General features: G+C 47.9%; 11 protein-coding genes. 3 read left to right on the plus strand and 8 right to left on the minus strand.

Annotation, left to right across the window (positions count from 1 at the left end):
• Positions 1–3 precede the first annotated feature (3 nt).
• Positions 4–1,440, plus strand: coding sequence for an adenylosuccinate lyase (gene purB, locus ESZ91_RS11230; RefSeq protein WP_129227332.1), 1,437 nt, complete (start codon positions 4–6; stop codon positions 1,438–1,440).
• 77 nt (positions 1,441–1,517) lie between these two features.
• Positions 1,518–3,080 (plus strand): amidohydrolase, encoded by a 1,563-nt coding sequence (locus ESZ91_RS11235; RefSeq protein ID WP_129227334.1) that lies wholly within the window; start codon positions 1,518–1,520, stop codon positions 3,078–3,080.
• Between the two features lie 33 nt (positions 3,081–3,113).
• Here ESZ91_RS11235 and lexA read toward each other — a convergent pair whose 3' ends face one another.
• A complete protein-coding gene (gene lexA / locus ESZ91_RS11240) occupies positions 3,114–3,704 on the minus strand; it encodes a transcriptional repressor LexA (RefSeq protein ID WP_129227336.1) in 591 nt (196 codons plus the stop codon).
• A gap of 134 nt (positions 3,705–3,838) precedes the next feature.
• Between lexA and ESZ91_RS11245 the strand changes: the two genes are divergently transcribed.
• Positions 3,839–4,024 (plus strand): hypothetical protein, encoded by a 186-nt coding sequence (locus ESZ91_RS11245; protein WP_129227338.1) that lies wholly within the window; start codon positions 3,839–3,841, stop codon positions 4,022–4,024.
• Between the two features lie 13 nt (positions 4,025–4,037).
• Here ESZ91_RS11245 and hflX read toward each other — a convergent pair whose 3' ends face one another.
• From hflX to glgA, 7 genes are all read right to left on the minus strand, one after another.
• The gene (gene hflX, locus ESZ91_RS11250) at positions 4,038–5,246 is read right to left on the minus strand and encodes a GTPase HflX (protein WP_129227340.1); all 1,209 of its coding nucleotides are present in this window, start codon (positions 5,244–5,246) and stop codon (positions 4,038–4,040) included.
• A gap of 31 nt (positions 5,247–5,277) precedes the next feature.
• The gene (locus ESZ91_RS11255) at positions 5,278–6,327 is read right to left on the minus strand and encodes a tyrosine-type recombinase/integrase (RefSeq protein ID WP_129227342.1); all 1,050 of its coding nucleotides are present in this window, start codon (positions 6,325–6,327) and stop codon (positions 5,278–5,280) included.
• A 247-nt stretch (positions 6,328–6,574) separates the two neighbouring features.
• The gene (locus ESZ91_RS11260) at positions 6,575–8,449 is read right to left on the minus strand and encodes a trypsin-like peptidase domain-containing protein (RefSeq protein WP_129227344.1); all 1,875 of its coding nucleotides are present in this window, start codon (positions 8,447–8,449) and stop codon (positions 6,575–6,577) included.
• A 2-nt stretch (positions 8,450–8,451) separates the two neighbouring features.
• A complete protein-coding gene (locus ESZ91_RS11265; RefSeq protein ID WP_161971159.1) occupies positions 8,452–9,375 on the minus strand; it encodes a trypsin-like peptidase domain-containing protein in 924 nt (307 codons plus the stop codon).
• Between the two features lie 97 nt (positions 9,376–9,472).
• The gene (locus ESZ91_RS11270; protein ID WP_129227348.1) at positions 9,473–11,272 is read right to left on the minus strand and encodes a glycoside hydrolase family 13 protein; all 1,800 of its coding nucleotides are present in this window, start codon (positions 11,270–11,272) and stop codon (positions 9,473–9,475) included.
• 5 nt (positions 11,273–11,277) lie between these two features.
• Positions 11,278–13,710 carry a glycogen/starch/alpha-glucan phosphorylase gene (locus ESZ91_RS11275; RefSeq protein ID WP_201270911.1) on the minus strand — a complete coding sequence of 811 codons (2,433 nt, stop codon included), beginning with the start codon at positions 13,708–13,710 and terminating at the stop codon, positions 11,278–11,280.
• 49 nt (positions 13,711–13,759) lie between these two features.
• On the minus strand, positions 13,760–15,289 hold the full coding sequence (glgA, locus tag ESZ91_RS11280) for a glycogen synthase GlgA (protein ID WP_129227350.1): 1,530 nt from the start codon (positions 15,287–15,289) through the stop codon (positions 13,760–13,762).
• Positions 15,290–15,304 lie beyond the last annotated feature (15 nt).

The following is a 15,304-nucleotide window of genomic DNA, read 5'->3' on the forward strand; positions in this document are numbered from 1 at the left end:
CGTATGACGGATACGAGCATGTATGTCAATCCTTTGATCACGCGCTATGCGAGCCAAAAAATGTCCGCGATCTTTTCGGACGACACAAAATTCCGCCTTTGGAGAAAATTGTGGATCGCGCTCGCGGAATCGGAAAAGGAGTTGGGCCTCAATATTACCGACGCCCAGATCGCGGAAATGAAACGGTACGCCGATGATATCAATTACGAAGATGCGGCGAAGTTTGAAAGCGAAGTGCGTCACGACGTGATGGCGCACGTGAAAGCGTTCGGGAAACAGGCGAAATCCGCCATGCCCATCATTCATCTGGGCGCGACGTCCTGCTACGTGACCGACAACGCGGAAGTCATCGTTCTCGATCGGGCGCTCAACCTCGTTCTGGAAAAACTCGTCAACGTGATGGACAAACTCAAAAAGTTCGCGCTGCAATACAAGGACGTGCCTACGCTCGGATTTACGCATTTACAGCCTGCCCAACTGACGACCGTAGGAAAGCGCGCGACGCTGTGGCTGGAAGATCTGGAAATGGACTACGTTTCTCTGATGAATCTCAAAGCCGCCGTCAAATTGCGCGGCGTCAAGGGTACGACGGGCACGCAGGCAAGTTTTCTCGATCTCTTCAACGGCGACGGCGAAAAAGTCAAACTGTTGCAGAAAAAAGTCGTGGAAAAAATGGGATACGAGCGCGTGTACGGCGTGACGGGACAAACCTATCCCCGTAAATTCGACTATAACGTACTATGCGTGCTTTCGCAGATCGCACAGAGCGCCTACCGTTTTTCCAACGATATCCGTCTGTTGCAGCATATGAAAGAAGTGGAGGAACCCTTCGAGAAAAAGCAGATCGGCTCGTCCGCAATGGCCTATAAGCGCAACCCCATGCGCAGCGAACGGATCAGTTCGCTCGCGAGGTACGTTCTCAGCCTGCCCATCAACGCGGCCGTCACAGCCTCCACGCAGTGGTTCGAGCGCACGCTCGACGACAGCGCGAATAAGCGTATCGTGCTCGCGCAGGCGTTCTTATCCGTAGACGCGATCTTAAATCTCTATCTCAACATTTCCGAAAATCTCGTCGTGTACGAGAAAGTCATTCAAAAGCATATCGCCGCAGAACTTCCCTTTATGGCGACGGAAAATATCATGATGGAATGCGTGAAAGCGGGCGGAAACCGCCAGGAGTTGCACGAAGAGATCCGCGTACTCTCCATGGAAGCGTCGAAAAACGTGAAAATGGAGGGAAAGGACAACAATCTGATCGAACTCATCCGTCAGGATGAAATGTTCCGTCCCGTCTGGGACAAACTCGACGGGATTCTGGACGCGAAGAATTTTATCGGCCGGAGCGCCGAACAAGTTTGCGAATTCATCGGCGAAGAGATCGATCCCATATTGCAGAAACACAACGGGCTTCTCGGCGAAAGCGGAGAAGTGCGCGTATAGACACTAGAGGCAGAAAAAATTCTGCCTCTTTCCATATTATAGATATTTATATCACATACTGTTAAGGGGAGAAATGTATGCAAAAACTTTTTTATAACTGCGACATCATCACTTTGGAAGACACAAAGGGGGAATGCCTGCTGACGGAAGACGGCGTTATCTCTTTTGTCGGAGATTTAGACGAGGGCAAGCGGCGCGCCGCGCCCGACTGCGAAAAGATCGACCTTTGCGGAGCCTGCCTTCTGCCCGCGTTTATCGACGCGCATTCGCACATCTCGCAGGTCGCGCAGACGCTCACGCTTTGTGCGCTGCATGGCTCGCGTTCTCTTGCGGAGATCAAAGAAAAAATACTGCGCTTTAAAAGCGAGAGAAATTTGTCGGATACCGACTGGATCCTCGCGTTCGGTTATGACAACAACGATCTGGAAAGTCGCCGTCATCCGACAGCCGCCGAATTAGACGAGATCTCTGTCTCGAATCCCATATTGCTCACGCATGCCTCGGGACATATGGGTGTATTCAACAGCGCGGCATTGCGAGCGATCGGCGCGGAGAATCCTCAGGACATCGAGGGCGGAATGATAGGACGGACTTCTTCGGGCGCTCCGGACGGATATATGGAAGAAAAAGCGTTTTTTTATTATTCCGCCAAACTCGAAAGCAAGGAAAAAAGCGACGGCGTCCGCTTGATGAGGGAAGCGCAAAAATTGTACGCTTCCTACGGGATCGCGACGGCGCAGGACGGTCTGGTCAATGAAAATAATTTCGCGTTGCTCTCCGAGTGCGCAAAAAAGGGAGAACTGTTTTTAGACGTCGTCGGCTATGTGGACGTGAAAAAATGTCCGCAGATCTACAAAGAAAACCGCGAATATCAAAATAAATACAACGGCCGTTTCAAACTCGGCGGATACAAATTATTTTTGGACGGCTCCCCGCAGGGCAAGACCGCCTGGCTGACCGAGCCGTACGAAGGCGACGAGTCGCGCGGTTATCCCATTTATTCGGACGACGAGGCGGAACGACTGTGCCGCATTGCGCAAGAAGAGGACGTTCAGTTATTAACGCACGTCAACGGTGACGCCGCGGCAGATCAACTCTTGCGCATCCTGGCGAAAACAAAAACGAAACGCCGCCCCGTAGCGATCCACGCGCAAGTCATGCGGCGCGACCAGATCGCCGCGCTCAAAAAACAAAACGTGATCCCGAGTTTCTTCGTGGCGCACGTCTACCATTGGGGCGACGTTCATCTGCAAAATTTAGGACAAGAACGTGCAAGCCGCATTTCCGCGGCAAGAGAAGCCGAAGATCTGCATATTCCGTTTACGTTTCATCAGGATTCGCCCGTGATCCCCCCGAATATGGCGGAAACGCTCTGGTGCGCCGTCGCCCGCAAGACCAAGTCGGGAAAAACGCTCGGAAAAGACGAATCTATTGACGTTTTGACTGCGATCCGAGCGGTCACGATCAACGCCGCGCACCAGTATTTCGAAGAAGATAAAAAGGGAAGTCTGCGCAAAGGAAAACTTGCCGATCTCGTAGTGCTCGATAAAAATCCTTTGAAAATTGATACGGACGCTCTGAAAAATTTACAGGTTTTGCGGACGTATAAAGAAGGGGAACTGATCTATTCTAAAAAATGAAAGGGAGTGCGGTAAACCCGCGCTCCCTTTCATTCAGAAACTTCTCACTAACCCGATCACTTTTCCCAAAATCTCAACCTGTTCGACTACGATGTCGGCCATCGTCTCGTTTTCGGGATGCAAGACGTAATAACCGTTTTTCTTGTAAAAGCGTTTGACGGTCGCGCTGTCGTCCAGAAGAGCGACCACGATATCTCCGTTGTCCGCGTTCTGCTGTTTGCGAACGACGATCTTATCGCCGTCGCAGATGCCCGCGTCGATCATGCTGGTTCCCTGTACGTTCAGCATAAACAATTCCGAACCGTGAAAACTGTCCGCGGGAAAGGAATAATAGTCCTCATAATTCTCGTAGGCGAAGATGGGCTGCCCTGCGGTGACCGTGCCGATCAGGGGGATATTCACCGAGGAATTCCTCTTAAAATTCACCGCACGGTTTTTGTTCGGCGATTTGGATATGTAGCCTTCTTCTTTCAGTTTTTCCATATAATAATATGCGGAAGCGGTCGATTTGATATTCAACTTTTCGCAAATCTCCCGCACCGTAGGCGAGTAGCCGTATTCCGCATTATATTCGTTGATAAAGTTCAATACGGCGTGCATCTTATTTTTGCTGCTTTCAGACATCTTTCTTTCATCCCTATTTTTACGATTTTTCTATATTATACCATATTATTTTCCTAAACGCAAACAAATGTTTATAAAAGTGTTTGATATTTTTTGTGATTTATGCTACAATACAAAAAATCGGAGGCAAAACCATGGAAAAACAGAGAGAAAAATGCGTATTATACGATCGGGACTGTATCGGCTGTCTGGAATGCGAAATCTGCGATCTGGATAAAAACAAAATTTGCGATAACTGCGGTAAATGCCTGGATATCAAAGATTATGCAACGATCAAAATCGACCGAATCATCACCGATAAAAAGGCGGAGAGCAATTAAACTCTCCGCCTTTTTATCGGTCAATGAAATCGTGAAATTTCGAAATATACATTGCGGGGATCACCGCGTCGATCAGCATTCCGAAATCGTTAAAAATGATATTTCGTTCTTTCAGATATTTTTTATTTGCGTTATAATCGGAAACAGAACGATAGGGAACGCGCAGGGAGCAAAAAACGTAATCGTTTTGAAAGCGTTTCAAAATTTCCCGTTTCAATACTTCCGTACCCAAATTCTCTTTCGCGGAAATAAATACCGCATCCGTCGGATATCCTTCAAAATCACGCAGCGTTTCGCTCTTGTTCATGACCACGATGTAGGGCGCGTTAAAATGCAACGCGTCCAAAGTATCCAGCGTCGTTTTCAACTGCATTTCGTATTCTCCCGTCGCATCGCATACGATAAGAGCAAGATCGCAGTTTAAGGCGCTCTCCAACGTGGAATGAAACGCGTCGATCAGATCGTGCGGCAAATTTTTTAAAAATCCGACCGTATCGATGAGCATAAATTCAACGTCGTCGATCTCCATTTTTCGCGAAGTGGGATCAAGCGTCGCAAAAAGTTGATCTTTCACGAATACGTCCGACTGCGTCAGGAGATTTAAAAGCGTGGATTTGCCCGTATTTGTATAACCAACCAGCGCGATCGTCTTGACGGCATTTTTTTTACGACGCTCGGACAATAAATAGCGTCGCGTTTCGATATTTTTCAATTTGCTTTCGAGATAGTCGATGCGTCTGCGGATATGCCTGCGGTCGGTTTCCAACTGCGATTCGCCCGGACCGCGGGTTCCGATACCTCCGCCCAGACGGGAAAGCGCCTCGCCTTTTCCTTTCAAACGCGGATACATATATTTAAGTTGCGCCAATTCGACCTGTAACTTTCCTTCGCTGCTTTTTGCATTCTTAGCGAAAATATCTAAAATCAAAGTTGTGCGGTCGATCACTTTCCGATCGTCGAGTACGTGCGAAATATTCAGTGTCTGAGAAGGGGACAGGGCACCGTTAAAAAGAACGGTGATCTCGTCCAATCCGCTCAGTCGTTCTTTAAGTTCCGATAGTTTTCCTTCACCGATATAGGTCGCAGGGTTGACTTCTCTGATTTTCTGATAGAGCGTTCCCGCATACACGCCGTCGCTGCTCTCGATCAAAGAAATAATTTCTTCGTGCTCGATCCTGTAATCTTCATCTATAATCGGTTGAATTACATATACTTTTTCCATATTACCATAGTACTATGCGTGACATAGTGCGTTATTCATTATCCTTTTCGCGCAATTTTACTGCATCTTTTACGGAGCGGCGAATATCTTCGCTGATAGCGGCGTAATGCTTTTTTGTAGTATTGACGTCTTTGTGCCCGAGAACGTCGGCCACGATATAAATATCTTTGGTTTCGCGATACAACTGCGTGCCGTATGTACTGCGCAATTTATGCGGCGATATTTTTTTTAAAGGGGAAATGATGCGGCTGTATTTTTTGACGAGTTCTTCCACGGCGCGCACACTGATTCGTTTGGGTTGAAACGAAGATAGGAAGAGGGCAGGCTCGTCCATGCAATGATTATCTTCTTTTTCCGCGAGATAACGAGCCAGAGCGTCCGCGACTTCGTCGGAAAAATACAAGATCGTTTGATTTCCGCCTTTTCTGGTAACCTTAAAAGCGTTATTTGTAAAATCGATATCGTCGTTGTTGAGCCCGATCAGTTCGCTGATACGGATTCCCGTGCCCAAAAACAGCGTCAAAATGGCTACGTCGCGAATTTTCGTCTTTTCGTGCGCGGATTTTTGCCGCGGCGACATGCCCACGCCGTTTTCGGCGGTATTTAAAAGGTCAGCGACCTCATTGATTTCCAATCGTATGATTTCTTTGTCGTGCAGTTTTGGTAGGGCAACTTTCGCCGCATTATCCACGGAAATACGGCCTTTATTGAAAAAATATTTGAACATAGAGCGCACAGTGGACAATTTTCGCGCTTTGGCGCGTTCATTGCAACTTTCTCTGACGCCGTTGTATTCATAATTGCTCAAATAACTCAAAAAAAGTTCGATATCCGTGTTTGTAACGGTCTCTAAATCGATGAAATCCAAATCTTCAATGGATTTCCCGTGAAACTTTTTTTTTGTCAGAAAATCAAAAAAAACGCGCAGATCATATGCGTAATTCAAGCGCGTCAGCGTGCTTGTCCTGTTTTCGATTCCCAAAAAAAATTCTTCGATGAAATAGGGCAGATCGCCTTTGAGCCGTTCGATCTTCTCTAAATTTTTAACATCGCGCTCTCTGTAATAATTTTCATCTTTCATAGTAATATTATACGGCATCTATCCGAAAAAAGCAATAAAATTCTCTCCCGATTTCCTTCGGATACCTCACATTTTTATGTGTGAGAGGAGTTATATAACTATGCGTAAAACACGAGTTTTACGCATAGTAAGTCTGTATTTTTAGGTTTTTAGGCTTTTTTTGACGGTCTCTTCTATGTGGTTCAAATGCAGATTTTACGCATAGAAAAAAACAGTCGCGAATTTTTGTAGTTTCGCGACTGTTTTTTTATTTTTGATATGTTACGGATTGAGCCAGCGTTTGATTGACGATGACGATCGTAGCTGAAGATCGTAATTGTTTGGTTTGATCTAAAAACGATGTAATGCAATCGGTCGGTATCGCCCAACTGACGTTTTCGTACGAAGGCGCACCCATCGAATTGATGCCGACGACATAACCCTGCGCATTAAACAGCGCGCCGCCGGAATTACCCGAATTGATCGGCGTGTCGGTTTCAATGAACATATGCGCATAGAATTGATAGTCGACTTCCGATTCGATGAGCGACACGATGCCGTTTGTCACGGAACTACCGTATCCCAGAGCGTTTCCGAGTGCGACAACAGGTTCTCCCGCGCGTAAATCGGAATAATCGGCAAGTTTACAGATTTTTTCAAAACCGTCGACCAAGTTTCCGCTTTGGTCGTAATGTTTAAATTCGTTTTTGAACTTCAAAAGAGCCATATCGCGCTGTTTATCGTAGGATACGACTTCCATTGCGAAAGAAACGATTTTGCCGTCGTGCGTACCGTTTTCAAAGGTACAATACACATAAGGATACAGCGTAACAACATTGTTCGGGTTATTCTTTCCGGATTCGTCCAACGAAGAATTCACAACATGTAGATTCGTGATTACATAGCCGTCGGTACTGATGACGAAACCCGAACCGCTGCTCGCATGCTGGCCGCTCGCGACTGCTGTTAATACGTTCACGGTAAAATTCTGATAATTATCCGTTATATATTTTGCAAGAGATCCGTCTTTTTCGATTTCACCCTGATAGGCCAACTCCACCACTGCGCTGTCCGACGCTATTTTTGTCCCCGAGGTACTTTCGAACTTTTCGGACACGGTATTATCGCTCTGCACTATGATTTCGTCGGGGTTGGATATATAATTTTTTTCAGTCTTGGTGCTTTCGGGGATTTCAACGGATAAATCGGCGTAGTCGGGATCCTGCGCGCAGGCCTCGATAAAATCGTAAACCGCCGTCGACGGTACGCAGAAAGACATCCCGTACCCGTTATTTTTTTCATAAGTATCGGTTTCTTCGGCTTTGGTCGTTAAAACTCCCGCAACTTTGCCTTCGGAATCGAACAGCGCGCTGCCCTCGTTCCCTTCATTGCTGGTGATACTCGTCTGTACGAGGTAATCCGCGGTAATATATTTCGGCGCATTGATATAATTCTCAAAATCGCTGTCGGTGTTTTTCGGTTTGGAAACGATCCCTTCGGCAAGAGAAACAAAATAATCTTCGCTGTCTGAATATGTCGCGATATAAGCACAATTTTCACCGTACTCCAGATCGTCCGAATTGGAAAATTCCACGACGTCGGGCATTCCCGTCATTTTCTGTCCGTTTTCGTCCTGATAAGAAACCTCTTCGGAAAATTGCATCAACGCGATATCCAAATTTGCCGCCTGAGTGATCCCTTGTGTTTGTACAGAAAAAGCATCGCCGTTATAAAGTATTGCCTCTATTTCAGATAAATTATTTAATTTATCAATGAGCGAGGCCGACGTCAAAATATACCCAGCCTCGGATATGATAAAGCCAGACCCAACGCGCGTTACTTCCTTAGCGCCGAAAAAGCCGTTTGAAACAGTCCCGGTAACGCTGACGGTCACGACCGCTTTGTAATTTTCTTCGTATAAGGCGTTGTAATCAAAATCTTCTTCCAGATAGGTAACGCCGTTATAGTTGGACTGATTGACTTTATTGCCTTCGTATTCCGCCGTAGGCCCGCTCTCGTCCGCGTTATTCTTCGCAGCGGATTCCCTCTCGTTCAGTCCGTCCAGTACCGAACAGCCGACCACGGAAAAAGCAAGGCCGATCGCAACGATGAAAGATAAACAGAATTTAAAGATCCGTTTCATAATTATGCCTCCGTCACGGCGATATTGTATTCGATCACCGTTTTCAGTTTATCCGCAGTCGCATCGATATAATCGACGGCGCAAGCCGCAGGCAAGGATAAACCGACTTTATGATATTCGGAATAAGTCTTATCGCTGTACACTTTGGAAGCAATGATGCCGATGATATAACCGTTGCGGTCGTAGAGCGCGCCTCCGAGCATAGTCGTATTCATTGCCGCCGTAGATTGAATAAAGCGATATGTTGTCCCCTGATACGTTACGCCGTCCAACACAGTCATTTCGGGATCGGAAACAACACCCGCCGTAATGCCCGTGCCTTCGCCTAACAGATCGCCGACGAACGCGCAGTAATCTCCCGTCTTTAAAGTGCTTCGTGCATCGTAAAACACGGATTTAAATTGAAATCCTTTTTGGGATGCTGTATTTTGCGCATCGGAATAATAGAAAAAATTATCTTTCAATTGAATGATCGCAAGATTGAGATCTTCGTCGCAGTCGATCAGTTTGGCCTCATACAGTTCCTCATCTCCGTAAATGGGATTGAGCGCGACATACAGCGTCGTAACCGTAGCTTTTGAAAGCGAGGAAGACAGATTATCCGCATAAGCGTAAACAGCGTTTGACGTCGTCAAAATATAGCCGTCGTCGTTCAATATCACACCGCTGGTCCAGACTGTTGTTTCGGAATGCGATCCCTTATTGTTCCGATATTCGAAATAAGAACAGACGGTGACAACGGCGCCCGCTTTTTCATTGGCAATGTATTCGGTATAAGTGCCGTCGTATTCGTCCGACGACAAATTGGACAGGGTAATATGCTGTTTGTAAATATTTTTCGGTTTATTCTCGTATTCGCAGCCGCTGAAAACGGCAACGGGAACGAGCAACAGCAATGCGAGTAAAAAAACCCCGATTTTTTTCATAGCAGTCCTTATCCCTCTATTTTTTACATTCATTATAGTCCTAATATGTGAAAACAAAATGAATTTACATGAAAAAAGTTCGTTTTTTCACGTAAATTCATCGAATGTCGATATTTCCGTAAACAGCCCAGGAATTCGGCTCGATCTGCGCGGTGCGCATAGGCGCTTTTTCATTCATCAGATCGTACATATCGCCGCTGAAATTCAATCCATAGCGCCCGCCGCCCAGATTGACGCAAACGCAAACGACTTCGCGCTCGCCGCGCCGCTCGAAAACGACGCAGTGTTCGTCGGCGAATACTTCCTTATACTCGCCTTCACGAAATACGCCGTATGCGCCGCGGATCTTACCCAGACGCGCATAATGCGCGTGCAATTCTTCATCAATATGCTCCCAGTCAAGACACTTGCGGCAGAACGGGTCGGAATAACCCTCCGTTCCGGTTTCGTCCCCGTAATAGATGCTGGGAACGCCGAACAGCGTGAACTGTAAGAGTGCGGCGGCTTTCAGTCTTTCGACGGCTATCGCATATTGTTCGCGGGTCAGGCGCAGTTCGTTCATCTCTTCTTTGTCAAAGGCGAGCACGCCGCCCAAAGCCGTTAAAATGCGCACCGTATCGTGCGTGCCCAAAATATTCATGAGACAGTCCAACGAGCACTTGGGATAATGGTCGAGGAGCATACATACCGTTTCGCGGAATAATTTCGTATTTTTGCTGCGTACAAACTGTATGATTGCCTCTTTGAGCGGGTAATTCATCACGCTGTCGAGTTCCTGTCCCTGAAAATAGGCGCGCCGTTCGCCGTAGGATATTTTATTGGAGGCGTCTTCCCAGACTTCGCCGATCACGATCCCGTTCGGATCGGCGGATTTGATCGCGCGGCGGACATTTCTGAGAAAGCGCGGCGGCAATTCGTCGGCAACGTCCAGACGGAAACCTCCGAGCCCGCGCCGCATCCAATACTCGAGAACGCCGTTTTCGCCCGTGATAAATTCGTCGTACGAGGAAAGTTCATTCACGGCGGGCAGAATATCGATCCCCCACCAACATTCGTATCGGTCGGGAAAATGTATAAAACGGTACCATTCGGCGTACGGAGATTCTTTCGACTGATACGCGCCGATGGAAGGATAGCGTCCGTATTTGTTGAAATAAAGGCTGTCGTCTCCCGTATGATTAAAAACGCCGTCCAGAATAATGCGGATGCCGTGCGCCGCGGCATCGCGGACGAGCGCGTCGAAATCTTCCAAAGTACCCAAAAGCGGGTCGATTTTTTTGAAATCGCCCGTATCGTAGCGGTGATTGGAAAAGGCCTGGAATATCGGATTGAGATAGACGACGCTGACGCCGAGTTGCTGCAAATACGGCAATTTTTCGCGGATCCCGTTGAGGTTGCCGCCGAAAAAGTCGTTGTTAAGTACCTTTCCGCGGCTGTTCATGCGAAAATTCGGCGTATCCGTCCAATTCTTATGCAATATTTTTCCTTCGCCGACGGGAATATCCCTGTTTTTATAAAAGCGGTCGGGAAAGATCTGATACATCACGCCGCCTTTGAACCAGTCGGGCGTGCGGTATTCGGCGGAACAAACGGTTAACTGATAGGCGCGGACGGGGTCGGAAAAGGTAAGTTCTCGCAATTCGCCTAAACCCGCGTTCCTGTTCCCGATACGAAAATAATAAAAATACAGTCCCGGTTCTTCCAAGGTCAGATCGAAGCGCCACCCGTAAGAAGTTGGCTGCATATCGAAATTTCGAGCCTCGCTCCCGTCCTTTTGAAGGACGAAAAGACAAGGCTCGCTGCTGTCACCGAATACTTTTATAACTGCCGTTTCGTTTTGCCGAATCCCTCCCGTAATACTCTTGCATTTTTTGTCTAAGGGATTATAGTAAATCATAGTCTTTAACTTTTCAGTGATTTGAGGTGCCAGATATTGTCTGCGTATTCTTTGATACTGCGGTCCGCGGAGAAAATTCCCGCTGCCGCGATGTTATTTAAAGACATCTTTGCCCAGCGAGCAGGATCTTCGGCGTACAGAGATTTGATTTTCTGCTGCGTTTGCCGATAGGATTCATAATCCGCCATGCACATATAGGGATCGGCGACAGGCGAGCCCGTGAGCAAATAGTTCGCCATATCCGAAAACGATTCTCCGTTAAAGCCGCGTATCAGCGTTTCGATGATACGGCGAAGTCCTTCGTCGGTATTGTAGTAGCGGCTGCTGTTGTAGCCTTTGGTCCACAACTCGTCTACTTCCTCGGCCCGCAGCCCGAAAATGAAAATATTGTCGGAACCGACAGCCTCGCTCATCTCAACGTTCGCGCCGTCGAGCGTGCCCACGGTCAAAGCGCCGTTGATCATAAATTTCATGTTGCCCGTACCGCTCGCTTCTTTTCCCGCAAGCGAGATCTGTTCGCTCACTTCCGATGCGGGCATCAGCCGTTCCGCCATACTGACGTTATAATCTTCCATATAAACTACGTTCAGTTTTTCGCGGATCTTCGGCTGTTTGCGGATATCTTCGGCAAGGTAACAGATGAGTTTGATGATCTTTTTCGCCATCAGGTAACTCGGCGCGGCCTTCGCACCGAAGATGAACGTCTGCGGCTGCATCTTTTTATTCGGATCGTCCTTCAGTTCGTTATACAGCGAAATGATGTTCATGACGTTGAGCAACTGCCGTTTATATTCGTGCATACGTTTCGCCTGCACGTCGAAAACTGTGTTCGGATCGATGAGAACGCCTTCTTTTTTATAGGCGTAATCGGCAAACTGTTTCTTTTTGAGGAGTTTGATTTCCGTCAGACGGTTTAAAACCGAAGAATCGTTTTCATATTTCCTGAATTTTGAAAGTTGCGACGCATCCTGCACGTAACCTTCGCCGATGCAGTCGTTCAACAGCGCGCAAAGTTCGGGATTGGACTGGCAAAGCCAGCGGCGGTGTGCGATCCCGTTGGTCACGTTGGTAAATTTATCCGGCCATAGGCGATAAAACCCGTTGAAAATGCTGTCCTTGATGATTTCGCTGTGGAGCGCGGAAACGCCGTTGACCTTATGCGACGCCACGACGCATAGATTTGCCATTCTGATCATGCCGTTGGACATGATCGACATATTGTCGATGAGCGCGTGCTGACCGGGATAAATATTCCAAAGTTCGGAAACAAAACGGCGATTGATCTCCTTGATAATCATATGGATACGCGGAAGGCGTCTTGCGATCAGATCTTCTTGCCAGGTCTCCAACGCCTCCGCCATGACGGTATGGTTAGTATAGGCGAACGTGGCGGTCGTGATCGCCCAAGCGTCGTCCCATGTAAAGCCGTTTTCGTCCATGAGGATACGCATCAATTCGGGGATCGCAAGCGCGGGGTGCGTATCGTTGATATGGATCGCAGCCATTTCGGGCAAAAGATTCAATGGCCCGTAGCGATGCTTGTGATCGTTGATGATATTTTGCAGCGATGCGGAAACGAGAAAATATTGTTGCTTTAAGCGGAGGGATTTACCCTCATAATGATTGTCGGCGGGATAGAGAACTTTGGAAATGACCTCCGCCTCGTTCTCGTCCTGCATACAGCGCAGATAATCTCCCTGCGAGAAAAGTTTCATATCGAAACGGGAAACGTTGCGGGCTCGCCATAACCTGAGAACGGAGACCGCCTCGCTGTTTTTGCCCGATATCATCATATCGTAGGCGACCGCCTCGACTTCCTTGTAGCCGCCGTGGGTGACTTTCAGTCCCTGATCCGACCATTCTTCGTGCACCCAACCGTCGAATTTGACGATACAGGATTTGTCCGTGCGCTGCGTCAGCCAGACTTCGCCGCCGGGCAGCCATACGTCGGGCAATTCGGTCTGCCAGCCGTCCACGATCTTTTGTTTGAACAAACCGTAATCGTAGCGTATGGAATAGCCCATGGCGGGATAGTCGCCCGTTGCGAGCGCATCCATAAAGCACGCTGCCAGGCGGCCGAGGCCGCCGTTGCCGAGTCCCGCGTCGGGTTCTTCTTCGTAAAGATCCTCCAACGTGAGTTCGTAACTTTTCAGCGCCTTTTCGTAGGCGTCCTGCAAACCCAGATTGTAGACGTTATTTTTTAAAGACCTACCGAGCAAAAATTCCATACAGAGATAATAGACTCGCTTGCCCTTCTTATTCTTCATTACCTTATGGAACTGCTGCCTTTTTTCCAGGAGGATATCTCTGACGCTCATGACGACCGCCTTATATATCTGTTCTCTCGAAGCCTCCTGCGGCAGAACGCCGAAATAGCGGGAAAGTTTTCCCTGTATCAGCGTACGGACTTCCTTTTCGGTAATACTTGTGCTGCTCATGCTTTACTCCTAAATCTGTATTTCAACATTTCCCCGTCTGTGTATTTTATTACTGCAACATGGAGCGATACAGTTTTTCATACTCGCCCGCGCTGCGCTGCCAACTGAAATCACTGTTCATGACCCGTTTTACGAGTTCGGGCCAGAACTCTTTATTCTGATAACAAGCGATCGCCTCGCGGATAACGTATAACATATCATATGCATTATAGTTAGCAAAGGTAAACCCGTTGCCTCCGAGCGAAACAGGTTTGATACTGTCGTACAATCCGCCCGTTTCTCGCACGACGGGCACCGTGCCGTAACGGCACGCGATCATCTGCGACAGACCGCAAGGCTCCGACTTCGAGGGCATCAAAAAAAGGTCTGCACCCGCATAAATTTTGCGGGAAAGATCGGGATTGAACGCGATCACGGTGACCAGTTTCCCGACGTAGTTTTTCGCAAGGTCGGTAAAAAAGTTTTCGTACATCGAATCGCCTTTGCCGAGAATGATGACCTGTACGTCCTGTCTCAGGATTTCTTCTATGACGGTCTTTACAAGGTCCAGTCCCTTATGCGAAACGAGGCGGGAAATTACCGCGACGATCGGCGTTTCCGCCTTGACGGGAAGATTGAACATCTTTTGCAGTTCTTCCTTGCAGCGCTTTTTGGGTTCGGGATCTTCCTTGGTATAGTTGCAGAAAATAGCGGGATCGGTCTCGCTGTTATAAGAATCGACGTCGATACCGTTTAATATACCCGTCAGTTTGAATTCGTTGCGGCGCACGATGGGATCGAGGCCGTGCGCGTAGAACGGATCCTTGATCTCTTCGGCGTAGCGAGGGCTGACCGTCGAAAATTTTTCGCTGCATTCGATAGCGGCTTTCATCAGATTGATGCACTTATCGTATTCTAAAAGATAGCGCCAGGAATTGGAAATACCGAACAGATCTTCCAAAATATCCAGCGAATATTTCCCTTGATATTCTATATTATGAATGGTAAACAGCGAGCGGATAAACTGATATTCGGGACGGAAACAATAAATGGTCTTCAGATAAACCGCCGCGAGCGCCGCCTGCCAGTCGTGGCAATGCAGCACGTCGGGAAAGAACCCGAGAAACGGCATGATCTCCAGAACGCTCCGCGAAAAGAAAGCGAAACGCTCGCCGTCGTCGTAATATCCGTAGCAGCCGGGGCGTTTGAAATAGTATTCGTTATCGAGGAAATAGAAAATCACGCCCTCTTTTTCATAACTGAAAATGCCGCAGTATTGATTTCTCCATGCGAGCGGCACGAAAATATTGCCGAGGTATTTCATTTTGCTCCTGTATTCCGTCGCGATGTCCGAATACAAAGGAATGACCACGCGGACGTCCAGATCGCTGTTTTTGGCGAGCGCTCGGGAAAGAGAGCCGATCACTTCCGCAAGCCCTCCCGTCGCGATGAACGGCGTACTTTCCGACGCCACAAAAAGGATCTTCTTTTTCGGCGTAACTTCAATCTCGGGCACAGTTGCGGGCGCTGAAATTTCCGCAACCGTTTCGAAATCTTTCTTCTTAGTCTTTTTCACATCCGCCGTTGTTTTTTTGGGCATATTCGATACCTCCTT

Origin of the sequence: Candidatus Borkfalkia ceftriaxoniphila, assembly GCF_004134775.1 — a bacterium.
GTDB classification, from domain to species: Bacteria; Bacillota; Clostridia; order Christensenellales; family Borkfalkiaceae; genus Borkfalkia; species Borkfalkia ceftriaxoniphila.